This is a genomic window from Microbispora bryophytorum, from assembly GCF_043197435.1.
GTDB lineage: Bacteria > Actinomycetota > Actinomycetes > Streptosporangiales > Streptosporangiaceae > Microbispora > Microbispora bryophytorum.
This window is the reverse complement of record NZ_JBICTF010000013.1, coordinates 60,912-85,467: the sequence shown is the minus strand read 5'-3', so window position 1 is coordinate 85,467 and position 24,556 is coordinate 60,912. Positions and strand designations below refer to the sequence as shown.

General features: G+C 72.1%; 23 protein-coding genes and 3 pseudogenes. 14 read left to right on the top strand and 12 right to left on the bottom strand.

Annotated elements, in window-relative coordinates; all coding sequences use genetic code 11:
• The first annotated feature begins 42 nt into the window (after positions 1 to 42).
• From ACGFIB_RS33340 to ACGFIB_RS33330, 3 genes are all read left to right on the top strand, one after another.
• The gene (locus tag ACGFIB_RS33340; RefSeq protein WP_142575467.1) at positions 43 to 645 is read left to right on the top strand and encodes a dihydrofolate reductase family protein; all 603 of its coding nucleotides are present in this window, start codon (positions 43 to 45) and stop codon (positions 643 to 645) included.
• Between the two features lie 525 nt (positions 646 to 1,170).
• Positions 1,171 to 2,013, top strand: a complete 843-nt coding sequence (locus tag ACGFIB_RS33335) for an SDR family oxidoreductase (RefSeq protein ID WP_393377162.1) — start codon at positions 1,171 to 1,173, stop codon at positions 2,011 to 2,013.
• A 109-nt stretch (positions 2,014 to 2,122) separates the two neighbouring features.
• A complete protein-coding gene (locus ACGFIB_RS33330) occupies positions 2,123 to 2,794 on the top strand; it encodes a maltokinase N-terminal cap-like domain-containing protein (protein ID WP_393377160.1) in 672 nt (223 codons plus the stop codon).
• Between the two features lie 121 nt (positions 2,795 to 2,915).
• On the opposite strand, the gene ACGFIB_RS33325 is transcribed toward ACGFIB_RS33330, so the two are convergent.
• Together ACGFIB_RS33325 and ACGFIB_RS33320 are read right to left on the bottom strand one after the other, a co-directional pair.
• Entirely contained in the window at positions 2,916 to 4,466 is a 1,551-nt protein-coding gene (locus ACGFIB_RS33325) for an FAD-dependent monooxygenase (protein WP_393377157.1), read from the bottom strand.
• 64 nt (positions 4,467 to 4,530) lie between these two features.
• On the bottom strand, positions 4,531 to 5,322 hold the full coding sequence (locus ACGFIB_RS33320; RefSeq protein ID WP_357250573.1) for a TetR/AcrR family transcriptional regulator: 792 nt from the start codon (positions 5,320 to 5,322) through the stop codon (positions 4,531 to 4,533).
• Positions 5,323 to 5,409: 87 nt separating this feature from the next.
• Between ACGFIB_RS33320 and ACGFIB_RS33315 the strand changes: the two genes are divergently transcribed.
• Positions 5,410 to 6,006 carry a DedA family protein gene (locus tag ACGFIB_RS33315; protein WP_393377154.1) on the top strand — a complete coding sequence of 199 codons (597 nt, stop codon included), beginning with the start codon at positions 5,410 to 5,412 and terminating at the stop codon, positions 6,004 to 6,006.
• Positions 6,007 to 6,100: 94 nt separating this feature from the next.
• Positions 6,101 to 6,520, top strand: a complete 420-nt coding sequence (locus ACGFIB_RS33310) for a hypothetical protein (RefSeq protein ID WP_357250567.1) — start codon at positions 6,101 to 6,103, stop codon at positions 6,518 to 6,520.
• 10 nt (positions 6,521 to 6,530) lie between these two features.
• On the opposite strand, the gene ACGFIB_RS33305 is transcribed toward ACGFIB_RS33310, so the two are convergent.
• Genes ACGFIB_RS33305 through ACGFIB_RS33290 form a run of 4 tightly spaced genes read right to left on the bottom strand, consistent with a single transcriptional unit; the run spans position 6,531 to position 9,848 of the window.
• Positions 6,531 to 7,277, bottom strand: a complete 747-nt coding sequence (locus ACGFIB_RS33305; RefSeq protein WP_357265107.1) for an SDR family NAD(P)-dependent oxidoreductase — start codon at positions 7,275 to 7,277, stop codon at positions 6,531 to 6,533.
• 29 nt (positions 7,278 to 7,306) lie between these two features.
• Positions 7,307 to 7,990 (bottom strand): 3-oxoacid CoA-transferase subunit B, encoded by a 684-nt coding sequence (locus tag ACGFIB_RS33300; protein WP_357250564.1) that lies wholly within the window; start codon positions 7,988 to 7,990, stop codon positions 7,307 to 7,309.
• Entirely contained in the window at positions 7,987 to 8,664 is a 678-nt protein-coding gene (locus ACGFIB_RS33295) for a 3-oxoacid CoA-transferase subunit A (protein ID WP_393377149.1), read from the bottom strand. Before ACGFIB_RS33295 ends, ACGFIB_RS33300 begins: the two co-directional genes overlap by 4 nt.
• Positions 8,661 to 9,848, bottom strand: coding sequence for a thiolase family protein (locus tag ACGFIB_RS33290; protein ID WP_393377147.1), 1,188 nt, complete (start codon positions 9,846 to 9,848; stop codon positions 8,661 to 8,663). The genes ACGFIB_RS33295 and ACGFIB_RS33290 overlap by 4 nt, the downstream gene beginning before the upstream one ends.
• Before the next feature lie 180 nt (positions 9,849 to 10,028).
• On the opposite strand from ACGFIB_RS33290, the gene ACGFIB_RS33285 reads away from it, so the two are divergent.
• Complete coding sequence (locus tag ACGFIB_RS33285) at positions 10,029 to 10,643, top strand: O-methyltransferase (protein ID WP_393377145.1); 615 nt, start codon at positions 10,029 to 10,031, stop codon at positions 10,641 to 10,643.
• A gap of 11 nt (positions 10,644 to 10,654) precedes the next feature.
• On the opposite strand, the gene ACGFIB_RS33280 is transcribed toward ACGFIB_RS33285, so the two are convergent.
• Positions 10,655 to 12,139 (bottom strand): MFS transporter, encoded by a 1,485-nt coding sequence (locus ACGFIB_RS33280; protein ID WP_393377142.1) that lies wholly within the window; start codon positions 12,137 to 12,139, stop codon positions 10,655 to 10,657.
• A gap of 65 nt (positions 12,140 to 12,204) precedes the next feature.
• On the opposite strand from ACGFIB_RS33280, the gene ACGFIB_RS33275 reads away from it, so the two are divergent.
• On the top strand, positions 12,205 to 12,624 hold the full coding sequence (locus ACGFIB_RS33275; RefSeq protein WP_357250550.1) for a MarR family winged helix-turn-helix transcriptional regulator: 420 nt from the start codon (positions 12,205 to 12,207) through the stop codon (positions 12,622 to 12,624).
• A gap of 24 nt (positions 12,625 to 12,648) precedes the next feature.
• Here ACGFIB_RS33275 and ACGFIB_RS33270 read toward each other — a convergent pair whose 3' ends face one another.
• From ACGFIB_RS33270 to ACGFIB_RS33260, 3 genes are all read right to left on the bottom strand, one after another.
• On the bottom strand, positions 12,649 to 13,419 hold the full coding sequence (locus ACGFIB_RS33270; protein ID WP_393377139.1) for a phosphotransferase: 771 nt from the start codon (positions 13,417 to 13,419) through the stop codon (positions 12,649 to 12,651).
• A 123-nt stretch (positions 13,420 to 13,542) separates the two neighbouring features.
• Complete coding sequence (locus tag ACGFIB_RS33265) at positions 13,543 to 15,363, bottom strand: DNA/RNA helicase domain-containing protein (protein WP_393377138.1); 1,821 nt, start codon at positions 15,361 to 15,363, stop codon at positions 13,543 to 13,545.
• A gap of 229 nt (positions 15,364 to 15,592) precedes the next feature.
• Positions 15,593 to 16,687, bottom strand: coding sequence for an ADP-ribosylglycohydrolase family protein (locus ACGFIB_RS33260; protein WP_393377136.1), 1,095 nt, complete (start codon positions 16,685 to 16,687; stop codon positions 15,593 to 15,595).
• A gap of 115 nt (positions 16,688 to 16,802) precedes the next feature.
• Between ACGFIB_RS33260 and ACGFIB_RS33255 the strand changes: the two are divergent.
• From ACGFIB_RS33255 to ACGFIB_RS33240, 4 genes and pseudogenes are all read left to right on the top strand, one after another.
• Positions 16,803 to 16,982, top strand: a pseudogene (locus tag ACGFIB_RS33255) (helix-turn-helix domain-containing protein); the annotation flags it as partial.
• Between the two features lie 224 nt (positions 16,983 to 17,206).
• Positions 17,207 to 17,467: pseudogene (locus ACGFIB_RS33250) on the top strand (ROK family protein); the annotation flags it as partial.
• A gap of 119 nt (positions 17,468 to 17,586) precedes the next feature.
• On the top strand, positions 17,587 to 18,069 hold the full coding sequence (locus ACGFIB_RS33245; RefSeq protein ID WP_357265163.1) for an ROK family protein: 483 nt from the start codon (positions 17,587 to 17,589) through the stop codon (positions 18,067 to 18,069).
• The gene (locus ACGFIB_RS33240) at positions 18,066 to 18,524 is read left to right on the top strand and encodes a ChbG/HpnK family deacetylase (RefSeq protein ID WP_393377376.1); all 459 of its coding nucleotides are present in this window, start codon (positions 18,066 to 18,068) and stop codon (positions 18,522 to 18,524) included. Before ACGFIB_RS33245 ends, ACGFIB_RS33240 begins: the two co-directional genes overlap by 4 nt.
• A 20-nt stretch (positions 18,525 to 18,544) precedes the next feature.
• Here ACGFIB_RS33240 and ACGFIB_RS33235 read toward each other — a convergent pair whose 3' ends face one another.
• Positions 18,545 to 21,943: a hypothetical protein gene (locus tag ACGFIB_RS33235; RefSeq protein WP_393377133.1), complete on the bottom strand. Its 3,399-nt coding sequence runs from the start codon at positions 21,941 to 21,943 to the stop codon at positions 18,545 to 18,547.
• Positions 21,944 to 22,145: 202 nt separating this feature from the next.
• On the opposite strand from ACGFIB_RS33235, the gene ACGFIB_RS33230 reads away from it, so the two are divergent.
• The 3 genes and pseudogenes from ACGFIB_RS33230 (at position 22,146) to ACGFIB_RS33220 (ending at position 23,238) form a co-directional block, all read left to right on the top strand.
• On the top strand, positions 22,146 to 22,625 hold the full coding sequence (locus ACGFIB_RS33230) for a beta-galactosidase (protein WP_393377131.1): 480 nt from the start codon (positions 22,146 to 22,148) through the stop codon (positions 22,623 to 22,625).
• Positions 22,607 to 22,941 (top strand): annotated as a pseudogene (locus ACGFIB_RS33225) (beta-galactosidase trimerization domain-containing protein); the annotation flags it as partial. The gene ACGFIB_RS33230 and the pseudogene ACGFIB_RS33225, both read left to right, overlap by 19 nt.
• Positions 22,942 to 22,989: 48 nt before the next feature.
• Positions 22,990 to 23,238 carry a Beta-galactosidase C-terminal domain gene (locus tag ACGFIB_RS33220; protein ID WP_393377373.1) on the top strand — a complete coding sequence of 83 codons (249 nt, stop codon included), beginning with the start codon at positions 22,990 to 22,992 and terminating at the stop codon, positions 23,236 to 23,238.
• Here ACGFIB_RS33220 and ACGFIB_RS33215 read toward each other — a convergent pair.
• Positions 23,213 to 24,274, bottom strand: a complete 1,062-nt coding sequence (locus tag ACGFIB_RS33215) for a LacI family DNA-binding transcriptional regulator (protein WP_357167790.1) — start codon at positions 24,272 to 24,274, stop codon at positions 23,213 to 23,215. The two genes, ACGFIB_RS33220 and ACGFIB_RS33215, sit on opposite strands and share 26 nt — an antisense overlap.
• Positions 24,275 to 24,556: the final 282 nt, after the last annotated feature.

The following is a 24,556-nucleotide window of genomic DNA, read 5'->3' as shown; positions in this document are numbered from 1 at the left end:
CTGGCCGATGTTAGTGACTGTCGCTCCGGCAACACTTGCCGCATGACAACGAACCGCACCGTAATCGGCAACATCACCCTCTCTCTCGACGGCCGCATCCACGGCCCCGGCGGCGAGTACGACATGGGCTGGATCGTCCCCCACGCCGTCAGCGACGCGGCCCGCGACCACATGGTGAAGGTGACCTCCGGGGCCACCACCGCGCTGCTGGGCCGCACGAACTACCAGGGCTTCGGTGGCTTCTGGCCCGCGGTGGCCGAGGACGAGTCGGCCGACCCCCGTGACCGGGCCTTCGCCCAGTGGCTGAACACGGTGGAGAAGGTCGTCTTCTCCACCACGCTTACCGAGGCGGTGTGGCAGAACTCCCGCATCGCCGCCGCCGGCCCTGCCGAGGTCGTGAAGGAGCTGCGGCAGCAGGACGGCGGCGACATCGTCGTGCTGGCCAGCACGAGCGTCATCCAGGCTCTGCTGCGGGCCGGAGAGCTCGACCGGCTGAGCATCACGCTCGCGCCCGAGCTGGTCGGCGACGGGCCCCGCCTGTTCGCCGACGGCCTTCCCGCCACCGGCTGGCGGCCTGTCTCCGTCGCTCAGGCCGCGAGCGGGGCACTGTGCCTGCTGTACGACAAGGTCCGCGACAGCGACTGAGCCGGTCGGCTCATCGCCGCCGCGCCGTGTGAGACGTGATCGGTCCGGGTCGGGGCGAGGAAACCGGCGGCCACGCCCCTGACCAGCCGGACCAGCCAGACCAGTCGGCCCGGCCCGGCCGGGCCGGGCCGCGATGAGCCTCTGGCGGATGGGCCGTCCCCGGCGACCGCATGGGGTTCTCCGGTAGGTGAGTTTCGTGCTAATTTCCTGATCGTAAGGTGCGGCGCTCGTTCACGAGCGTGTCGGGACATCCGGCCGGCACGACAGCCTCAACGACGGCTGTCTGGATCTCTCAGCGGAGAGTCTGCCCGCCATGCCCGCAACCCTGTTCCCACCCGCATGAGCGATCCACCCGTTCGTGGTCGCCGCCGACGTGCTCGATCTGCCGAGCACCACGGTGTCCCACGCGTGGCCGCCCCCGCGGCACGCGTGACGAGCATCCCGTTGGTTCCAGGCCGGGGAGCGCCTGTCCGCTCAGCCGCTCGCGGAAGGCATCCGCGTCCAATCCGCACCGATCACCGGAGCATGTCCATGATTCTCGTCACCGGAGGCCGCGGCGCGGTCGCCACCCACCTGCTGACCCTGCTGCTCCAGGCCCGCCGTCCCGTACGCGTGGGCTCCAGCGACCCCGGACAGCTGCGGGTCCCCGACGGCGTCACGGCCGTCACCTGCAATCTCCGGGATCCCGCCACCTTCCCGGCCGCTCTCGCCGGCGTCACCGAGGTCTTCCTGTACGCCGGGGCCTCGCACATCGCCGAGTTCGCCGACGCGGCCGTCACGGCCGGGGTCGAGCACGTCGTCCTGCTGTCGTCCGCCGGCGTGCTGGCTCCCGGCGCGGCCGGCGACCCGCTGGCCAAGTCCCATCTCGACGTCGAGACCGCACTGCTCGCCGCACCGCTCACCACCACGATCCTGCGCCCCGGCTCCTTCGCCCGCAACGCCCGTGCCTGGGCCTGGCCCATCAAGGCCGGACGCCCGGTGAGCCTGCCCTACCCGGGCTCCCACACCGATCCCGTCCACGAACGCGACCTCGCCGAAGTGGCCTTCACCGTGCTCACCGACCCGCGCCACCAGGGCCGGTGCCTTCACCTGACCGGCCCGCAGAGCCTCACGTTCGGCGAACAGATCGACCGGCTCGCCGAGATCACCGGCCGGCCGATCGCCGTCGGCCACGTCACCCCCGAGGAATGGAAGCAGGAGATGGCCGACCACATCCCCGGTCCCTACGCCGACGCCCTGCTCGACTACTGGCGGGCCAACGACGGCCGCCCCGTGCCGCTGACCGACACCGTCGAACAGGTCACCGGCCACGCTCCCCGCACCTTCGCCGCCTGGGCCCGCGACCACGTCGCGGACTTTGCCGATTGACGCGCTCTTCGGACTGCGGCCGTCGTGGGGCGTGTGAGACGATGATCCGCCCCCCGGCGGTCGCGCCGGGGAGCACGGTGACGGGACGCCGACGAAGGGTTTTCACGGGATGGCAGTCATCCATCGCACCACGCTGACGCCCGGCAAGCTGGAGCTGCTCACGACGTGGCTACCCGCTCAGCCCTGGTACGGAGGCGACGGACGGCGACCGGAGCTGACGAAGGCCGGGGGCTTCCGGCTCGACGACCCGCAGGGCGAGGTCGGCATGGAGTTCATGGTGGTCACCGACGTGTCGGGCGACCGTCCCGTCTCTTACCACGTGCCGCTCACCTACCGGGGGGCGCCGCTGGAGGGGGCCGGCCACGCACTCATCGGGACGGCGGAGCACGGAGTCCTGGGGCGGCGGTGGATCTATGACGGCACCCACGATCCGGTCCTCGTCGCACAACTCCACGCCCTGGTCGCGGGGGACGCCAAGGCGCAGCATCAGAGCCTCAGCGACACCCCCGACCCGGCGGTCACCGCAGACTTCACGGGAGCCGCCGCGCCGGGCCCGATCCGGCCGGCCGGCGTGGCCGAGGCGCCGTACGCCACCGACATCGTGGTGGACGCCGCGGACGGTGGCCGGGGCGGACGGCTGACCATGCGGGTGACCCGCGTCCTGCGGCCCGGCGAAGCGGACGTCGCCGGCGTCCTGGGTCACGTCGTGGCCGGTTGGCGGCTGCCGGACGGAGCCGAGGTCCGCGGAGTGTTCGCCGTCGTCACGGACGCGCCCCGCTGACCGCGGCCCTCCGCTCGCCGTGACCCCGCGCTGGCCGTGACCCCCGATGAGCCGTGCGGCCGTCGGGTGAGACCGTCGGCGGGGGTCTCGTCGCCGTCGTGGCACTCGGCCGCCGCAGGGGTCAGGAGCCCGGCGTGCTGACGCGTGTCGTGGCGGCGAGGGCCGTCGCCGCCGCGGACCGCAGGACCGCGTCGTCGTCCTCCTCCGAGGCCCAGGCGACGTGCCCGTCCGGCCGGATCAGCGCGGCGCGGACCCGCCGCCATCCGGCCCGGGACTCGACCGGCTCGTCCGCACACACGGTCAATCCCGGCGGCGCGGGGAGTCGCGGGGACGAGGGGAGTCGCGGGGACGCGGCCACCCGGCCGGGGAGGGCGCGGCCCGCTCCTGTGAAGTCGAGCAGCACGTAGCGCCCGGGGACGAGCAGCGCGAACAACCCCGGCCCGCCGGACAGCCGCAGGTCCGGAGCGCGTGTCCCCACGAGCGGGTGATCATCGGTGTCCCGTCCGTACGACACGCCGATGCCGGAGACCTGCTCCGCCAGGAAGCGGGAGAACTCCGGCACCCGCGCGATGGCGTCGTCCACGACCGACCGCAGGGCGAGAGTCTCGGGCGTGAACGTCGTCATGAGCGCGGTCTGCCCCCGGGTCAGGCGCAGCGTGGCCGCGCCGACCGGGTGCCTTTCCGCGTGGTAGCTGTCCAGCAGCCCGTCGGGAGCCCATCCCCGCACCGTGGCGGCCAGCTTCCAGCCGAGGTTCCAGGCGTCCTGCACGCCGGCGTTCAGGCCCATGCCTCCAGCGGGGAACAGGCGGTGCGCGGCGTCTCCGGCCAGGAGAACCCGGCCGCTGCGGTATCGGTCGGCGAGGCACGAGGCGGATCCCGTGCCGGACACCCAGACGGGGTCGTGCAGGCCGAAGTCGGTGCCGGCGACGGCCGCGAGCCAGGCGCGCAGTTCCTTCTCCGCAGGCGGGCCCTCGCACCCGAAGGCGCCGCCGCCGTCGACGCCCGCCACCCGGTGGAGACCGGGGCCGATGGGCACGACCAGCACCTGACCGGCCTCGTTGGTCTTCTGGAAGTAGGGCACCACCGGGGGGTCGTCGAGCGTCACGTCGGCGACCCAGGCGTGCGCAGTGGAGCCGGTTCCCGGGAAGCCGATCCCGGCGGCCGAGCGGACAGCGCTGCCCGCTCCGTCACAGCCGACCAGGAACGCCGTCTCCGTCGTGTAGGGCCCTCCCGGGCCATCGGCCCGCACCACGACCCGGTCCGGCTCCTGGGCCGACGCGGTGAAGGCGTGCCCGCGCCGCACGTCCACCCCCAGGTCGCGGGCGTAGCCCTCCATCAGCTCCTCGACCTTCGGCTGCGCGAGCAGGAGGACGTACGGGAAAGGGGTGTCGAGCGTCCCGTAGCCCATCCGATGGTCGAGGAGAGCGAAATGCGAGTCCGGCACCCGCCTGCCCTGCGCGACGAACGACTCCTCGACGCCGCGCGACGCCCACAGCTCCATCGTGCGGGGGTGGATCGTGAAGCCCTTGGAGTGCGGGTCGCGTTCCGTCCGCCTCTCCAGGACCGTGACCTCGACCCCCGCGAGACGTAACTCCGCTGCGAGCCACAGCCCGGTGGGGCCGCCTCCGACGATGACGACTTCTGCCATGTGCCTCTCCCGAGAACGATCCACCTGACCGTGATCTTCGGTGCGAGGACGTGGACCGCGCGTGCAGCGCCCGACCCTCGTCGCCCCGTCATCCTCCCCCGGGGAGGGGGACGGCGCCAGCCGGCGAGGGCCCCGCTACGGGCGGGCCGGCCTCGCCGTCGCCCTGCGCGTCGCCCCGCTCGTCGGTGGCCTGAAGCCTGCCCAGGAGCATGAGCAGGAGCTCGTCCACGATCTGGTCGCGGGTGGCGTCGACCCAGCCGACGGCCCAGTCGTGCATAAGGCCGTTGATGGCTCCGATGAACGCGGCGGCCGTGACGCGGAAGTCGCGCGGCACGATCCCGCCGCGGCCGGCGGCGTCGTCGAGCTGCTCGCACACCAAGTCGATCCATCGGGCCCGGCGGTCCAGGCGCTGGCGGTCGAGCCGGGGACTGACGCCGATGATCTCCACGAACGCGATGCGGGTGTGGCGGGGGTCGGCGGTGGCCCCGGCCGCGTACGCGCGGAACAGCTGACTGCAGCGGTCGATGGGATCCAGGTGCCGCACCTGGGGCAGGACGTCGAGGACCGCCTGCTGGGCGATGTCGTTGACGTGCAGGTGCAGGTCGGCCAGCAGGTCCTCCAGGGTGTGGAACTCCTCGTAGAACTGGCGGCTGGACAGGCCCGCGGCCCGGCAGACGTCCGTGATTCTGGTGGCGCGGTAGCCGGGGCCGGCGCCGAACAGGTCGAGGCCCGCCTTCAAGAAGCGTTCGCGGCGCTCGGCCTGCCGTTCGGCCGCCGACCTGCCGCCATACCGGCCCGCCGCCGGGGTGATCCTGCCCGCCACCGCGTCCTCCGCATCCGTGATGGATGAATTCTGGGCCTTGTCGCGGGTGTCAGACATGCCTACCACTCAGTAACAAGTCTGAATATCTCCGCGCGTAAGCGCACCTCCTGGGGACACGACAACGGGGAGGCGCATGGAGGACGGGTGGACTCGATCACCAGCTGGCTCTGGGGCCTGCCGAGCACGGCGCTCTACGCGGTCGTCGCGGCGCTGGTCTTCGCCGAGGACGCCCTGTTCGTCGGGTTCGTCGTGCCGGGGGAGACGGCCGTCGTGCTGGGCGGCGTGCTCGCCGGCCAGGGCAGGCTGTCGGTGTACTGGCTGGGGCTCGTGGTGACGGCAGCCGCGATAGCCGGCGACAGCGCGGGCTACTTCATCGGCCGCCGCCTCGGCCCCGGTGTCCTGGACGTACGGTTTCTGCGCCGCCGTCGCGACCACGTGGACAGGGCCGAGGCGCTGATCCGCCGGTGGGGCCCTCAGGCGGTGTTCTTCGCGCGGTTCGTCGCGTTCCTCCGCGCCATGATGCCGGCCCTGGCCGGGGTCTCGCGCATGAGTTACCGGCGGTTCTTCCTGTTCAACGTCCTGGGCGGGGTGCTCTGGGGAGTCGGTTACACCCTCCTGGGCTTCTTCGCCGGGGCGGCGTACGAGCAGGTGCAGTCGGCCGTCGGCGGTGCGGTCGCGGCCGTTCTCGCCGTGGTCGTCGTGACCGCTCTGGTGGTGTGGCGCGTCCGGCGGCACCGCTGAGCCCCCGGCGGGCCGGCGAAGCGGCGAACCGGCGGGCCGGCCGGCAGGGACGTCCTCGGTGAGCCGAAGGGCGCCGCGATACGTCATAGAGGGCATGAGGAGTTCGCGTATCGCGCTGCTGCCGCTGGCGGCCCTGTCCGTGCTGGCCGTCACCGGCCCCGCCGAGGCGGCCACGGCGCCCAGGAAGCTGCTGGTGGAGTTGCGGGAGGAGGGCGGATTCGCCGGGCTGCACAACCGGGTGGCCGTCTACACGGACGGCTGCGCCGTGCTGAGCCGTCGCACCGGACCGGCGGTCCGCAGATGCCTGACCGCCGCGGAGTGGCGCGGCCTGCGCGGGTCACTGAAGCACCTGCGGCTCGGGCGCTCCGAGTCGCGGCCGCCGGGGGCCGACTTCATCGCCTACCGCCTGGCCTACAAGGGACACCGGGCGACGCGGTACAGCCTGCCCCCGACCTGGCGGCCGGTCGTGAGCAGGCTGGAGAAGGTCCTGGTCAAATACCGGGCGCCCAACTGATCGTCGCGGCTCAGCTGCGCAGGTAGGAGGCGCCGTTCAGGTCGACGATCGTGCCGCTGGCCCACTCGGCCTCCGGCGACGCCAGATAGAGGACCGCGGCCGCGATCTCCTCCGACCTCGCCACCCGCCCGAACGGGCTCTGGGCGCGGATCGCGTCGCCCCGCGGCGCCTTGAGATGCTCGTTGGTCATGTCGGTCTCGACGAAGCCGGGCGCAACGGTCGCCACGGCGATGCCGAGGGGCGCCAGGGCGATGGCGAGCGACTGGCCCAGCGCGTTCAGGCCCGCCTTGCTGGCCCCGTAGGCGGGGCTGTCCGGTTCCCCGCGGAAGGCGCCGCGCGACGAGACGTTGACGATCCTGCCGCCCGGAGCCATGTGCCGTACGGCGTTCCAGATGACGTTGGCCGGTCCGACGAGATTGACGGCCAGCGTCTCGCGCCACACCGCCTGCCACTCCTCGTACGAGGTCTCCGTGATCGGGTGGTGCACGAACACCCCCGCGTTGTTGACCAGGACGTCGATGCCGCCGAGGGCGTGCGCCGCCTCCTCGACCATGCGCCGCGCGTCGGCGGGGTCGGCGACGTCGGCCCGGACGACGGTGTGACCCTCTCCCGGCAGCTCCGCGCGGACCCGTTCGGCCAGGTCGGGGGAGTCGCGGTGATGGATCGCGACGCGGTCGCCGGCGGCTGCGAAGGCCAGCGCGATCGCCCGCCCGATCCCGCGCGAGGCACCGGTGACAAGGACTGCTCGCTCACTCACAGGGGGAGACTATCGTCCCTTTCGTCCGATCACGGCTCCCGGTCGAGGGTGCGCACGGCGACCTCCAGCCGGGAGGCGAGCTCGGCCGCGCTCGTGCCGTACGTCTCGACGACGGTGACGCCCCCGCGGTCGATGTGGAAGACGGCCAGGTCGGTGTAGACGCGGCTCACGCAGGCCAGCCCGGTGAGCGGGTAGGTGCATTCGGGGACGAGCTTGGGCGTGCCGTCCTTGGCGAACAGCGTCATCATGACGAACACCTGCTTGGCGCCGGTGGCCAGGTCCATGGCCCCGCCGACGGCGGGGATGGCGTCGGGGGCGCCGGTGTGCCAGTTGGCCAGGTCGCCGCGTCCGGAGACCTGGAAGGCGCCGAGCACGCACACGTCGAGGTGGCCGCCGCGCATCATCGCGAAGGAGTCGGCGTGGTGGAAGTAGGAGGCGCCCGGCAGCTCGGTGACGGGCATCTTGCCGGCGTTGGTCAGATCGGGGTCGATCTCGTCGCCGTGTGCGGCGGGCCCCATGCCGAGCATGCCGTTCTCGGTGTGCAGGACGACCCCGGAGCCGGCCGGGAGGTGGTCGGCGACCGTCGTCGGCTGGCCGATGCCGAGGTTCACGAAGGATCCGGGCGGGATGTCCCGGGCGACGAGGGCGGCGAGTTCGTCGCGGCCCAGCGGGCCGCGGCCGAGATGCTCGACGGTCTTCACGGCGCTGTTCACGGGGTCGCCTCCTTCGCGTTCAGGTCCAGGATCCGGTCGACGTAGATGCAGGGGGTGACCACGGACTCGGGGTCCAGTTCGCCGGTCTCGACGACGTGATGCACCTGCGCGATCGTCAGCGTCGCGGCGGTCGCCATGACGGGCCCGAAGTTGCGGGCGGTCTTGCGGTAGACGAGGTTGCCCATCCGGTCGCCGGCGTGGGCGGCGATGAGGGCGACGTCGCCCTTGATCGGATACTCCAGCACGTGGTCGCGGCCGTCGATGGTGCGTGTCTCCTTGCCCTCGGCCAGTGGCGTGCCGACCCCGGTGGGGCAGTAGAAGGCGCCGATGCCGGCCCCGGCCGCGCGCATGCGCTCGGCGAGGGTGCCCTGCGGGACGACCTCCAGCTCGATCTTCCCCGAGCGGTAGAGGCCGTCGAAGACCCACGAGTCGCTCTGGCGCGGGAACGAGCAGATCATCTTGCGTACGCGCCCGGCGGCGAGCAGCGCAGCCAGGCCGGTGTCGCCGTTGCCCGCGTTGTTGCTGACCACGGTCAGATCAGTCGCGCCCTGCCGGATCAGCGCGTCGATGAGCTGGACGGGCATGCCGGCCATCCCGAAGCCGCCGATCAGGACCGTGGAGCCGTCCGCGATGCCCGCCACCGCCTCGCCGGGGTCGGTGAACACGGCGGTCATGACGCGCTCACGTTCTCGAGCACCACGGCCAGCCCCTGCCCGACGCCGATGCAGATCGCGGCCACGCCCCACCGCTCGCGCCGTTCGCGCAGCACGTGGGCGAGCGTGCCGAGGATGCGGCCGCCCGAGGCGCCCAGGGGGTGGCCGATGGCGATGGCGCCGCCTCTGGTGTTGACGATCGCGGGATCGACCTTCCAGGCGTCGAGGCACACGAGCGACTGCACGGCGAACGCCTCGTTCAGCTCGACCGCGCCGACGTCGTCCCAGCCGATGCCGGCCCGGCGCAGCGCCTGGTTGGCGGCCTCGACCGGCGCGTAGCCGAACATCTGCGGCTCGAGCGCGCAGGCCCCGCGACCGGCGACGCGGGCGATCGGGCCGGCGCCGATCCGGTCCGCGGCGGCCTGCGAGCCGAGCACGACCGCACACGCGCCGTCGTTCAGCGGGGAGGCGTTGCCGGCCGTGATGGCGCCGTCGGGGCGGAAGGCCGGCTTCAGCCCGGCGAGGATCTCCGGCGTCGAGCCGGGCCTGATGCCCTCGTCCCGCGCCAGGCCGGCGCCCTCCACCGGGACGACCAGGTCGTCGTAGAAGCCGTCGTTCCAGGCCGCGTCGGCCAGCACGTGGGACCGCGCGGCGAAGGCGTCCTGCCGCTCGCGCGAGATGCCGAACCTCTCGCCGAGCTGCTCGTTGGCCTCCCCGAGGGAGACCGTCCACTCCTTCGGCATACGCGGGTTCACCAGCCGCCAGCCGAGCGTGGTGGAGACCGCGGTCACGTCACCGGCGGGAAAGGCCCGGGAGGGTTTGGGCAGCACCCACGGCGCCCGTGTCATCGACTCCACGCCGCCGATGACGACGACGTCGGCGTCGCCGCTCTCGACAGTCCGCGAGCCGATCATGGCGGCGTCCAGGCTCGACCCGCACAGCCGGTTCACCGTGGTGGCCGGCACGGTCACCGGCAGCCCGGCCAGCAGCACGGCCATCCGGCCCACGTTGCGGTTGTCCTCACCCGCGCCGTTGGCGTTGCCCCACACCACGTCGCCGATCTCCGCCGGATCCAGCCCGGGCAGCTTGGCCAGCACACCGCGTAACGCGGTGGCCGCCAAGTCGTCCGGGCGGACGTCCGCGAGCGCGCCGTTGAACCTGCCGAACGGCGTGCGCGCCGCGGCGTAGACGAAGGCCGAGCCCATGACGTTCCCCTCTTGTTCGCTATGCGAACGCCGGTTCATCTTGCGAACATCATGAGCATAGTCGATGGCATCGGCGTGCGGCCTGTGTGTTCGCGGCAGGTGTGTTCGCGGCCGGGGCGTTCGCGGCCGGTCGGCGAGCTTCCCCTGGAGAACTGACATCGTCCGGCCTAACCTGGGGCGATGTCGGTTGACGGTACGGCGGCATACGCCGATCTCATGGAGTTGCCTCCGCTGGTTGAGCGCGCGGTCCGGGTGGCCCGGCAGGCGGGCTTCGCGCCTTCCTGCCGACCTGAGCAGGGGCGGCTGCTGTACGCCATGGCGGGCGGCGCCGAGACCATCGGGGAGACCGGCACCGGGTGCGGAGTAGGCCTGGCCTGGCTGGTCTCGGGCGCCCGGCCGGGGGCCCGGCTGGTCAGCGTCGAACGGGACGCACGTCGAGCGTCCCTGGCCGCCCAGGTCTTCGCCGATCACCCGCAGGTCTCGGTCATCCGCGGCGACTGGCGGGAGATCCATCGCCACGGGCCGTACGACCTGCTCGTGCTCGACGGCGGCGGCCAGGGCAAGAGCGGTGAGCAGCCGGCCGATCCGCACCGGCTGCTCAGGCCAGGAGGCACGCTGGTCATCGACGACCTGACCCCGGCCCGGCACTGGCCGCCCCGGTTCGACGGCGCCGTCGACCGGGCGCGGATGCACTGGCTCGACCACCCGGGGCTGGACGCGGCCGAGCTTCGCCTCGCACCGGATCTGGCCGCGCTCGTGGCCACGCGCCGGTTCGACGGCGCGCCCGCCGACTGAGACGGGGCCGCTCAGGTCGTGGCGGCGGTGACGGGTTCGGCGGGGACGTCGCGGCCGGTCGTACGGCCCGCCGCGCGCGCGGGGAGGGCCAGGGTGACGGCGGCGGCGACGAGGGCGGTGGCGCAGCCGATCAGCATCCCGGCGCGGAAGCCGCCCTCCGACGGCAGGACGTGCCCGCCCAGCCGGATGGTCATCTGCGACAGGACGACGCCGACCACCGCGGCCGAGACGGTGGTGCCGATGGAGCGCATCAGCGTGTTGAAGCTGTTGGCGGCGGCGGTCTCGGAACGGGGGACCGCGCCCATGATCAGGGCGGGCATCGCCCCGTAGGCCAGGCCGACGCCGATGTTGCACACGCAGGTGACGATCAGCAGGCCCCAGGTGGAGCCCAGCAGGACGGTCGAGGAGCCGTACCCGAGCGCCATGACCAGGCTGCCGGCGATCAGGGTGACCTTGGGGCCGCGGACGGCCGACAGACGGGCGCCGAGCGGCGAGACGGCCATCATCATCAGGCCGGAAGGGGCCATCCACAGGCCGGCCGCCAGCATCGACTGGCCCAGGCCGTAGCCGGTGGCCGCGGGGAGCTGCAGGATCTGCATGACGATCAGCGCCTGGGCGTACATCGAGAAGCCGACCACGATCGAGGCCAGGTTGGTCAGCAGCACCTGCCGCCGCGCGGTGACCCGCAGATCGACCAGCGGGTCCTTGACGCGCAGCTCCCACCAGCCCCACAGCAGCAACACGACCAGCGCCGCGGAGAGCAGGCCGAGAGTGGTGCCGCTGGTCCAGCCCCAGTCGGCGCCCTTGGAGACGCCCAGCAGCAGGCACACCAGCCCGGAGCCCAAACCGAGCACACCGGCGACGTCGAACCGGCCGGAAGCCCGGCCGGGCGTGACCGGGACCAGGAGCCAGATCAGCACCGCGACCAGCACGCTCAGCACCGCCGAGCCCCAGAACAGCACCCGCCAGCTCGCGTACTCGGCGACCGCCGCCGCGATCGGCAGTCCGAGCGCGCCGCCGATGCCCATGGACGAGCTCAGCAGCGCGATGGAGGGGCCGAGCCGCTCGGGCGGCAGCAGGTCGCGCAGGGCGCTGATGCCCAGGGGGATCATGCCCATGCCCATGCCCTGCAAGCCCCTGCCAATGATCATGGGGGTCAGGGAGCCCGCCAGGGCGCAGACGATGCAGCCCGCGATCAGAGGCGCCGAGCAGACCAGCATCATGAGGCGCTTGCCGTACAGGTCGCCGAGCCTCCCGGTGACCGGGGTCGTCACCGCTCCCGCGAGCAGCGTCACGGTGATCACCCAAGAGGCGTTCGACGCGGTGGTGCTCAGCAGGTTCGGCAGTTCGGCGATCAGCGGCACCACCAGGGTCTGCATCAGCGAGGCGACGATGCCGGCCACCGCCATCACGCTGACGATGCCGCCGGGGCGAGCGGCGGACGTGGAGCCTCCCACGAGGGTCTCCCTTAGATAGATGGTCAAAACGATGCGCACCCTACACACCATGTGTTACACACACAATTCGTGTAGGGTGCACATATCTGTGAGAAGGAACCGGCATGGACAAGCCCACGCATCTCATCGAGTTCGAGACCATGCTGCTCGGGCGGCACCGGCACCTCGACCGCAGCGCATACCTGCTGCTCAATCGCATCCACATCACGGGCCCGATGTCCATCGGCCAGCTCAGCGAGGCGCTCGGGCTGGACGTGTCCACCCTCAACCGGCACACCTCGGCCCTGCTGCGCGCCGGGCTGGCGGAACGCATTCCGGACCCCGGCGGCGGCATCGCCCGCAAGTTCCGCCTGACCGATGACGGCGAGCGGTGGCTCGGTGAGGAGCGTGAGAAGAACATCCTCGGCCTGGAGAAGGTGCTGTCCGGTTGGACAGCCGAGGACGTCACGGCCTTCGCCGCCTACCTGAGACGCTTCAACACCGACATCGAAAACCTCGCCGGACGGCCCTGGCCCCGCCCCTGAGCAGCGGATTCGCAGGCGTCGGCCTCACTCGCCGGGGAAGCCGGTCAGTTCCTCCATCGCCGTGTCCAATGACCTGTCGACGCCGTCGTCGACCAGCTTCCGATACGCCGGGTCGCCCGCCGCCGCGAGACGCCGGATGCCGTTGGCGGAGGCGCTGACCCGCTGGCGGACCGTCTCGATGAACCGGCCAGCCGGGCCGTCCCAGCCGTAGGTGTCGAGGAACAGTCGCAGTCTCCGGGGCCGCTCGGCGAACGCGGTGAACCCGTCCGCCGCCACGACATGGCGGGCGTGGAGCGGCACCCAGGAGAAGGCGGTGAAGGCGAGGTCCCAGTCCGGGGCGACCGGAGCGGCGAAGTCCCAGTCGAAGAAACCGATGAGGCGCCCGTCGGCCCACGCCGCGTTGTACGGCGCCGCGTCGTTGTGGCCGACGACCAGACCGGGCCGCCAGGTCCCTCCCTCGCGCCAGACCGCGTCCGGCGGAGGGACGAAACTCGCCACCGCGGTGTGGAAGTCGCGCAGCCAGACGGCCACTTGACGGAGCGCGTCGTCACTGTGCACCCAGGCGGGCCACGGCCGCGCGGTCCCGACCACCTCTCCCGGCAGGTACGAGAGGACCTCCCGCCCCTGGTCGTCGAACCCTCGCGCACGCGGGGCCCGGTCGAAACCGGCGTCCTCCAGATGCCGGAGCAGCGCATGCACGGCGGGCGTCCAGGGCCCGGGGACACGCCGGACCGTGTCGCCGACCCGGACGGCCCCATTCGTGTTTCCGCCCGGAAGACGTCGCTCTTCGATCACGCGTCCCATGATGACTTCCCGGCGCCGCCTCCGCGGGCCCTGACAGCCATCGGGACGGAGTGCTCGTGCGCCGGCAGGTTCACGAAGGCGATGGGACCGTCCGAATGTGCGCGCCGCGTCACCCTATCGATCAAGCAGTGTGGCGAGGAACTCCTGTGTCCTGGCGTCGACGGAGTGGACGGCTGTGCCGATCATGCCGCGAGTGAGCAGCACCTTGTAGGTGTTGCGAATCAGCCGGTCAGCCTGCTCGTCCGTCACGGACTTCTTCATCAGCGCCGGGTCCTTGCTGGCGCCGCGCACGGTGATCAGACGGCCTTCCCGGTAGACGAGGTCAGGGCCCAGCACGACGCCGTTCCAGTCGTACTCGAAGCCCTGGGCGGTGTACACGCAGCCGACCTGCTCGAAGCCGCCCGGCATGGTGGCCCACAGTGCGCTGGGAGGGGCGTCGCCGACAGCGCGGTCGCCCTTGACGTTCCACGGCTTGGACCAGCCGTCGATCCGCACGTCGGAGACGAGGCGGTCGCCGTCGGGGTCGCTCCACCGCCAGCAAAAACCGGCCGTCATGCGGGCCGAGTAGCCGTCGTTCAGCTTCCCCCGCAGCAGTCCTTCCAACTCGTACGGCGAGTCGGCGAGGGTGACCTCGAAGTGGGGGTCGCCGGTCCACGGCTCGGGATCCTCACCGTTCAGGCCGAGCAGTCGCAGCACCCACTCCTCGTACGCCCGGCTGCCGCCGCAGCGGTACTGGGCGTCGAGATCCACCTGCTGCACGGCCAGGCCGCGGGTCTGTGCGTGTGCCCTGATGTCCGCGACGGTCCCGGTCTCGCCCGGCCGCACCACCTGGTGTTCGTCGAGGAGGAAGACGGGAACGCGGGCGGCGCTCATCAGCTCGTCGAGCTGGGACCGCCCCGTCCGCTCGACGGCCTTGGTGAAGCGGTTGGCCGACGTCTCGCGGATCCGGTGGGCCTCGTCGCAGATGAGTACGTCGAGGTCGTTGGGCTTGGCGGTCATGAAGTTGTTGAAGTACTTGAACATCGCCTTCGTGCGCGTGGATCCCCTGGCCACGTGGCGGCGCATGGTCTCGGTGAAGGACCGCGATCCGGTGGCGTGGTGTGCCGGATAGCCGCGCTCGGCGAGTTCGCCGAGCAGCGACAGGGCGATGACGCTCTTGCCCGACCCGGGACCGCCGGTGACGATGACGACTTCCTTGGAGTCGGACGCCCTGGCCTTCTCCACCGCGTGCAGCACAATTTCGTACGCCAGGCGCTGCTGGTCCAGCAGGACGAACTGGTCCCGATGCTTGATCTCGGCCGCGGCCACCTTCAGCAGTTGCTTGGACGGCCGGATCGCCGACGCCAGCAGCCTGTCGGCGGCGCGCGCACCGGGTTCGGGCGCGAACTGCGCCCGAAGGTAGTCGACGAACTGACCACGACGGCTCTGGCTGAACAGACGGGTCCGCTCGTCCTCCACGCGGTCGTACAGGTCGTGGATGTCGAGGTCGTTCGCGTTGTGCAGGTACGCGACGCCGCGTACGGCATGACGGCGATGCTCCAGGGCGCCGACGAAGTCGGCGAGGTAGTCGCAGTAGCCGTGCACCTGCACGACCGGGTGAAGTTTGGGGTGGTTGCCCATGCCGGGGACGAGAACGAGGTCGGCGTCGTCCTCGTACAACTCGGCGTGGCTCCACTGCTTGAGCTCCACGACGACGTACGCGTCGTCACCACTGTGCCGGTCGACGCCGGCGAGGATCACGTCGGCCCGCTTGCTGGTGAGCGGTAACTGGTATTCCAGCAGCATCTCGACGCTGCCCAGCCCGGCCTCGACGAGGTCACGGGCGAGAACGGGCAGGCTGCGGTCCCATGACCTCCGCTCGCTCCTGCCGGGATTGACGCCTTGAGTGATGCGAAGCTGCTCGGCGATCACCTCGCTGAGCACCCTCTCCGGCACGGACGCGAGCTGAAGCAGACCTTCCGCGGAATGCCGGACAACGGCCACGGACCTACCCCCAGGCAGCACGAAAGACTCGTGCGGTATGGGGGCATGTCCGTTCCCGGACGAGAGAACGGAAGCCCGTCGGGCCGCATCACCAGTACGCCCGGAAGATTACACCGTTCCATGCGGCATGATCCGGTGATGCGGGCGTCTCATGCCGTTCGGGCCGGATCGGGTGGCGGGGTCAGCAGCCGGGGTACTTGTCGCGGTCGATGCGGCCGCCGGTGAAATGCGTGGTGAAGTCGTCGGCGAGTTCGATGACGGTGTCCCGGCCCTCCAGTTGGGACACCCAGTGCCCGGGGAGGGCCGCGTCGCCGTGCACCGTGCCGAGGAGGTTGCCGCAGAGGGAGCCGGTGGAGTCGCTGTCGCCGGAGTGGTTGACTGCCAGCAGCAGGGCCCGCTCGATGTCGTCGCCGCTCACCAGCGCGCAGTAGACCGCGATGGCGAGCGCCTCCTCGGCCACCCACCCGCCGCCGAGCGTCTCCACCGCCTCGGGCGACGGCTCCGCCGTGCCGGCCAGGGCGATCGCCGCCTCGATCGCCGCGGTGGTCTCCTCGTGCGCGGGCAGCTCGGCGAGCAGGCCCAGGGTGTCGTGCACGGCCGTCGCGAGCGGCGCGCCCTGGGACAGGGAGCAGACCAGCGCGGCGAAGGCGCCGGCCGCCAGATAACCGGTGGGATGCCCGTGCGTGATCTGGGCGCAGCCGGCCGCGAGCGTGAAGGCCGCCCGCGGGTCGCGGATGGCCAGTCCGAACGGGGCGGAGCGCATGACGGTGCCGCAGCCCTTGGAGCCGGGGTTGACCGGCCCGGGCATACCGGGGGCCGCGAGCGAACCGAGGTCGGCGTGCAGTCCGGACACGCAGGTGTTGCCGGGCGCGCGACGGGAGTAGAGCCAGGTCTGCTCGCGGAGCCGGCCGGTGCGGACGAGGCCGTCGGCGGGTGGCGGCACGCGGTGCTCCTGTGTGTCGAGCCAGCGCAGGTAGGCGTGGCGGACCACCTGCACCTCACCGCCGCCGATGCCCTTCTCCCTGACGCGCACGTCCGCGCGGATCAGCCCTTCGACGGTGAACAGCGTCATCTGCGTGTCGTCGGTGACCAGGCCGGTCTTGCCGTGCCAGCCGGGCGCGAGATCGGTCAGCCCCGCCCTGCCGTGGTTGCGGCGGATGACGGCGATCGAGTCGAATTCCACGGGCGCGCCGAGGGCGTCGCCGACGGCCCCGGCGAGCAGGCAGCCGCGTACCCGTGCCCCGAATGGAACGTCGCCCGTTGCGGCATTGCTCACGATGATCCCCTCTCTGCCTTTTATGAACCGTAGCGGTCTTGTCGCGTGGTGGCCGATCGGATGGAACGGCTCACCCTGAGGAGAACCGTCCGGCCTACCCGGGCCGGGACCCGAGGTGAGCGTGAGCGCGAACTACCTGGCCGGGCCGCAGGGCCTGCTCTGGTCGATCAACGCCCGCGCGGTGCTCGACGTCATCGACCGTGAGGGGCCGCTCGGCCGACCGGAGATCACCAGGGCCACCGGCCTGTCCAAGACCACCGTCGCCCAGGCGCTGCGCGAGCTCGTCGCACGCGGGGCCGTGGAGGAGGCGGGCGCCGACACCACGCGTCGCGGGCCCGCCGCGACCCTCTACCGGATCGCCCCCCGCTGCGCGCTCGCGCTCGGCGTCGACATCGGCCACCTGCGCATCCGCGCCGTACCCGTCGACGCGGTGGGGGAGACGCTCGCCCAGGCGGAGACCCGGGCGCCGCGCCGCAGGGTGGCCGACACGGCGGCGGCGGTGGCCGCACTCGCCGCCGAGTGCGCCGGACGCGCCGGGACCGAGCCGGGCGCCGTCGGTCAGGCCGTCGTCGGCGTCCCCGCGGTCGTGGCGCGCGACGGCCGCACCGTGAGGCGGGCCTACGGGCTGCCGCAGGGGGCCGTGGCCTGGCCGAGGCGATCGAGCGCGACCTGCCCGTGCCTCTGCTGCTGGAGAATGACGTCAACCTCGCCGCCGTCGCCGAGCAGCGGTTCGGCGCGTGCGCCGGCGTCGCCGACTTCGTCCTGCTCGGCGTCGGGGTCGGCCTCGGCGCCGGGATCGTACTGGGCGGCCGGCTCCACCGGGGCTCCACCGGGGCTTCGCCGGGGGAGCGGGCGAGGTCGCATTCCTGCCCCACCCCGCGACCGAGCTCGGCACCGAGGTGCTCGGCGCCCGCCGCATCGCCGAACAGGCCAGGCAGGCCGGCATCGAGGGCAGCCCGTCCACGCGGGAGATCTTCGACAGCGCCAGGGCCGGCGACGAGAGGGCACTCGCCGTGGTCGACGCGACCGCCCGCAGGATCGCCCACGTCGCGGCGTCGGTCGCCCTCGTGATCGAGCCGGAGCTGTTCGTGCTCGGCGGCGCGTTCGGCGCCAGCGCCGATCTGCTGCTGGGCCGCATCCGCCGCCACCTGGCGAGGGACGCCGCGCCGCTCCCGATCAGGATCGTCGCGAGCGGCGTCCCCGGGGATCCGGTGCTGCGCGGCGCGTCCTGGCTCGCCCGCCATCGTGCGCGGGAACGCGCCTTCGCCGCCGCCGTGGGCGGGCGGCCACACGAGACGGCAGCCGGGGGACCGTACGACACCGCGACCGGCGGACCGAACGACACGGACCTCACCGGGGCAGGGAAGGGGGACATCACGTGAACCTCGCGCGACGGCTCGGAGCCGGGCCGGACGACCGGCTGCTGATAGTGAACGCCGACGACTACGGCATGTGCCGTGCGGCCAACACCGGCATCACCTCGCTGCTCGCCGCCCGCGCGATCAGCTCGGCGACCGTCATGACGCCGTGCCCGTGGGCCCCCGACGCGGTCCGTACGGCCGTCGCGGGCGGTTACGACGTGGGCGTCACGGTCGTGCTGTCCCGATCGGGCTACCACAACGGGGCCGCGGTGCAGCCGGACTCCGTCGTGACCGGCGTCCGGCTGATGATGGGCGTGGTGCCCCTGGTGGTGCTGGCGCTGGCCTTCGGCTGCTTCCTTCTCTACCCGCTGCGCGACGGCGGGTCGCACCGTTCTCCCGTCGCGGCCCGCGAGTCCGTCGCGGCCCGGGAGTCCGTCGCGGCCCGGGAGTCCGGAAAGGGCCGCCCGCAGTCGTGACCGGGCGCCGGCTTATCGCCTCACCATGGCCGGGCAGCCGACCCGTCCGCCTCCAGCCCGAACCGCACCAGGTCTGCCCACCGGCCCCCCTTTCCCTCCTGCACTCGCCGCTTGGCCAGGTCGTACAGTGCGGTGGTGCCGCCGGCGTCGGCGGCGGTCCGGGCGAGGCGTTCGGCGCCTTCGTGGTCGCCGGCCTGCTCCCGCATCTGAACCAGATTGCGCATCGCGGTGGTGTCGCCCGCGTCGGTGGCGGCGCGGGCGAGGCGTTCGGCGCCTTCGTGGTCGCCGGCCCGGTACCGCCTCCGCACCAGCTCTTGCAGCGGGAAGGTGCGGCCGGCGTCGGCGGCGGCGCGGGCGAGGCGTTCTGCGCCCTCGTGGTCGCCGGCCTGCTGCCGCAGCTCCGCCAGGGCGGACATCGCGGCGGTGTCGCCGGCGTCGGCGGCTGCCTGGTACATGCGTTCTGCGCCTTCGTGGTCGCCGGCCTCGTGCCGCATCCGCGCCAGGGCGTGCAGCGCGGCGGTGAGGCCGGCGTCGGCGGCGGCCCAGGTGAAGCGTTCGGCGCCTTCGTGGTCGCCGGCCTTCTCCCGTATTCGTGCCAGGCCGTAAAGCGCGTCGATCTGGCCGGTGTCGGCGGCGGCCTGGAACATGCGTTCTGCCCCTTCGTGGTCGCCGGCCTGCTCCCACATCACGGCCAGGTGCTGCAGCGCGGCGGTGAGGCCGGCGTCGGCGGCGGCGCGGGCGAGGCGTTCTGCGCCTTCGTGGTCGCCGGCCCGCTGCCGCATCTCGGCCAGGTTCTGGAGCAGAGCGGCGGCGTCGCGGGCGCCGGCGTCGGCGGCCATCCGAGCGGCGCGTTCTGCGCCTTCGTGGTCGCCGGCCTGCTGCCGCATCCGCGCCAGAATCGGGAGCGCGGTGGTGTCGCCGGCCCGGGCGAGGCATTCGGCGCCTTCGTGGTCGCCTGCCAGCTCGCGCAGCCGCGCCAGCTCCCGCAGCGCGAGGGTGTCGCCGGAGTCGGCGAGCGCCTGGAACATGCGTTCGGCGCCCTTGTGGTCGCCGGCCCGCTCGCGCATCCACGCCTGCTCGTGCAGCCTGCTGGCATCGCCGGCGTCGGCGGCGGCCTGGTACAGGCGTTCGGCGCCTCCGTAGTCGCCGGCCTGCCGCCGGAGATGCGCGAGAACCAGGAGAGCGTCGGTGTCGCCGGCGTCGGCGGCGGCCCGGGCGAGGCGTTCGGCGCCTCCGTAGTCGCCGGCCAGCTCGCGCAGCCTGATCAGATACCTCAGTGATAAGGGGTGGCCGGCGTTGGCGGCCATCTGGGCGACGCGTTCTGCGCCTTCGTGGTCGCCGGCCTGCTGCCGCAGCTCCGCCAGGTGCTGCAGCGCGGTGGTGTGGCCGGCGTCGGCGGCGGCTCGGGCGAGGCGTTCTGCGCTTTCATGGTCGCCGGCCAGCTCGCGCATGTAGAACGCATCGATCAGCGCGCTGGTGAAGCCGGCGTCTGCGGCTGCCTGGTACAGGCGTTCGGCGCGTTCGAGGTCGCCGGCCTGATCGCGTGTCCGTGCCAGGTTGTAGAGCGTGAGGACGTCACCGGCGTCGGCGGCGGCCCGGGCGAGGCGTTCTGCGCCTTCCTGGTCGCCGGTCTGCTTCCGCATCTCGGTCAGGCTGTACAGCGCGGAAGTACGGCCGGCGTCGTTCAAGGCCCGGGCGAGGCGTTCTGCGCCTTCGTGGTCGCCGGCCTCCTCCCACGTCCGCGCCAGGTCCCGCAGCGCAATGGTGTCGCCCGCGTCGGCGGCGGCCCGGGCGAGGCGTTCTGCGCCTTCGTGGTCGCCGGCCTCCTCCCGGATCCGCGTCAGCTCCCGCAGCGCGGTGGTGTCGCCCGCGTCGGCGACTGCTCGGTACAGCGCGAAGGCGTGACGGTGGCGCCCGCGGTCGCGGGCGGCCCGAGCGAAAGCGCGGTGGTCGCTCACGGAGGCGGCGTGGCGGGTGGCGGCGTTCCAGAAGGCGGCGGGGGGACAGAGGAAGCGGCGTGTGCGGCTGCCGTGTTGTTCGAGATAGTCGGCGAGGCGATAGGACGGCTCGCCTCCACTGTGTGCGGCGGGAGCGTGACCGGTGCCGGGACGGGGTTTGATCAGGGCCAGCGGTGGGCGGGCTCCCCGGCACGGGCGGTGATCGGTCAGGTAGGCGAAGGCTCGTTCGAGCCAGTCGTCGTCGAGTAGATGCCATTGCTCGTCACTGAGATAGCCGGGGGCGGCTTCCACGAGCAGGAGACGGGGCAGGGCTGGGCCGTGACCGAACCGGCGGGCGTCGATCGCGGCGTCCAGGACGGCGCGGGCGCCGGGTTCCGCGTTGTCGTAGAGCTCCAGCAGAGCCGGACCACCCGCCAGGTACTGGGTCAACCGCCCCTCCGGGGCCCGGCGCAACGCCTCGGCCAGACGGAGATCGCCGGTGTTCGCCGCCTGTCGGCCTGCGGCATCGAGATCGGCGTCGGCAAAGGACTCGGGAAGGCGGATGCTGGCGCTCTTGATCAGCTCGCGGGCCTGAGCGTACGGATCGGGCTGACCGGTGTGCGGGACCGCGGTGAGGGTCTTCCAGTAGGCGGGCCACAGGGTGCCCAGCACCAGCACCGGCCCTCGCTCCCGAGCACGCAGCAACTCCCGGAGCCCGCCGGCGATCCGCTCCCCGACGGCTGGATCGGCGGTGAGCAGATAGTGCTGGGTCTCGTTCAGCCACACCACGGTGTGCGGGCCGATCGACCTCAGCTCGGTGAGGACCGCCGCCGGACGGCTCGGCTCGATCGGGTGCCACAGCCGCCACGGTTCGGGCAGGGTCCGGACCGCTTCCCACAAAGTGCGGGTCTTGCCCGTCGACGAGTCGCCGACCAGCACGACCAGCCGGGACGCCCCTGTCTGTACCTGGCGGACCATCTGTGCGAGGGCTTCGTCATGCGCCCGAGGGACGTAGGCGGGCAACTCCTCCAGCTCCCGACCGGCGGTGTCCACGCGAATCGCCGGATGGACCTCCAGGTCCAGCGGCCGGAACTGTCCGATCGGCCGGCCTGGTTCCGCCGCGGCCGGGGGCGGGGTGGGGAAGGCGGCTGCCGGGAGAGGGCAGGCCGGCGGCCGTCCGTTCTGCGCGTCGTCATAGGCCTGCTTCCACGCCGCCATGTCGCCCAGCACCGCGTCGGGATCCCCGCGCTTGTCCTCTGTCACCTTCTTGCGGTAGGCCTCCAGCAGGCGCTCGACCTGTTCGCTCCAGCTCGGCAGCCGCTTACGCGTGCCGTGGATGAGCGACTCGACCGTGGTCTTCGGGATACCGGAGTGGCGGGACAGCCACTGCGCCGAGGGGTTCCAGGCCGCCGCCCGCGCCCCCACCAGGTAATCGAGGAAGAGTCGCATACCGTCGCCGTGGTCGCTGGGCGGATTAGCCATGTCGTGGCTCCTTCGCTGTCCTCCCCCGACAGATCCCCGGTACCACCAGCTTCGGCGGTGATTTCAGGCTAAAACCGGATAGGCCGCTCTGCACGGCAGTCGCGGCCACCGGAAAGACCCCGGATAATCCGGGGCAAGCCGTCGGCGTATGCTCGTGCGCCGGTCGTCGATTGACTCATCCCTGTACGTCCGATCAGCTCTGGTGGCAGCTCGCGACGGCGCGGGGGTGAACCTCGTGTCGCTCGGCGTCTTCGCGTGGGCCTCGCTCGAACCGGAGCCCGGAGAATACGAGTTCGGCTGGCTCGACGAGGTCATGGACCTGCTCCACGAGAACGGCATCGCGGTCAACCTGGCCACCCCCACCGCCGCGCCGCCCGCCTGGCTGACCCACCGGCACCCCGAGGTCCTCCCGGTCATGGCTGACGGCGAGCGGTTCGGCTTCGGCAACCGCCTGCACTACGACCCCTCGTCCCCTATCTACCGCGAGCACCTTCCGCGAGGTCGCCGAGCTCGGCCGCGAGGTGGGGCTGCTGTCGCCCGTGGCGGGGACGACGACGCGGGCCGAGGTCGCGGTCCTGTTCGACTGGAACGGCTGGTGGGGGCTGGACGCCCCACAGCGACCTGTCGCCGTACAAGGTGCTGGTCGTGCCCAACGCCTACCTCATGGACGACGAGGGAGTGAACGCCGTCACCGAGTTCGCCCGCGACGGTGGAACCGTCGTCATGTCGTTCTTCTCGGGCGTCGTGGACGCGTGCAACCGCGTCCGCCCGGACGGCTACCCGGGCGCGTTCCGCCGCCTCATCGGCGCGAAGATCGACGAGTACTGGCCGGCGCGGCCAGCGAACGGTTCACGGTCGAGTTCACCGACGGACGCACGGCGACGGCGGACTGGTGGCGTGAGGACATCCGCCTCGAAACCGGGACGGCACTGGCGACCTACGCGGACGGCCTGCTCACGGGACGCGCCGCGGTCGTCGCCAACGACTTCGGAGCCGGCCGGGTCGTCTACTTCGCCACCCTCCTGGAACAGGACGCCTTCGACCGGGTGCTGATCGGCGAGCTGACAGCGGCCGGCGTGGACAACCGCTTCGACGGCCTCCCCGCCCACCTCGAGTGCGCCGTCCGCGAGGACGAGCGGCACGAATACCTCTTCCTGCTCAACCATGACGCGGAGGCGCCCGTCGCCGTGCCGGTGGAGTCGGGCACGGATCTCCTCACCGGGCGGCCGGCGTCAGGGGAGATCACCGTGCCTCCCCTCGGCGCGGCGGTCATCCGCCGGGCGCGGCGTTCGTGACCGTGGCCCGGCTCTTCGGCGGCGCGGTGCTCTCACGGACCACGAGCTCGTTGGCGAGGTCGATCCGGCTCGTGGCCGGCTCCACGCCGCGGGCCAGGTCGAGCAGCATCTGGGCCGCGACCGTCGCCATGTCGCACAGCGGCTGGCCCACCGTGGTCAGGGCGGGCTCGACCCAATCGGCGACGGGCACGTTGTCGTAGCCGACCACCGACAGGTCCCCGGGCACGTCGAGGTTGAGCCGCCGGGCCGCGCGCAGGACGCCGAGCGCCTGCAGGTCCGACCCGGCGAAGATCGCGGTCGGCCGGTCCGGGCGTGACAGCAGGTCCATGGCGTGCTTGTATCCGGCGTCGACGTAGAAGTTGCCGTACCTGACGAGGCTGGGGTCGACGGTGATCCCCGCCTCGTCGTGGGCGACCCGGAAGCCGGCGACGCGTGCCCTGCTGCACATCACGTCCTTCGGGCCGGAGACGACCGCGATGCGGCGGTGGCCCAGCTCCAGGAGATGACGGGTGGCGAGCAGGCCGCCGTCCCAGTTGTTCGAGCCGACGACGGGCACGGACTCGGCGATCTCTCCGTCGGTGTCGACGACGACGAACGGGACCTGCGCCCGCCGCAGCTTCTGCTGCTGCGACTGGGACGGGCTGGACATGACGAACAGCACGCCGAGGGGCCGATGGTCGAGCACACCGTCCAGCCACTCCTCCGGCGGCCGGTGCGCCCCTTTCAGCTGGGACAGGACGACCTCGATCCGCGCTGCGGAGGCGACGGTGTCGACCCCCCGGATGATCTCCATCGACCACATGGAGTTCAACTCGTGGAAGACGAGGTCGATCTGCCCCTTGAGCGTGCGCCGCTTCGAACGGCGGCGGTACCGGTGCCGCGCGAGGCTCGCCTCGACGCGTTCCCGCGTGTCGGGCGCGACGTCGGGCCGGCCGTTGAGGACCTTGGAGACCGTGGTCACCGAGACGCCGAGCTCTTCGGCGATGGAGGCGATCGTGGCGGGGCGTGGATCGCGGGCGGGGGAAGGGCTGGTCATCTGTCCGCTCGTCGTTTCTCCGAAAGTTTCGCGAAACTCTACCATCGGAGGGCCCTGAGATATACCGAGATCCAGCCGGTATTGGGCGTGGCGCCGGGAGCGTCTCGGTGATTGACTTCCCTCTTGACGCACTCATGCCCGGGTCCTATATTTCCGCAATATTAATGGCAACTTTCGAAACTTTCGGTTCGCGCTGCCGTGCCGTTTTCCGGGGCGGGGTGCGCGAAGCCGCCCCTTTCGGCGGCCGCACGCGCCGCCCTGGATCCGTTCGGATGGCACCGG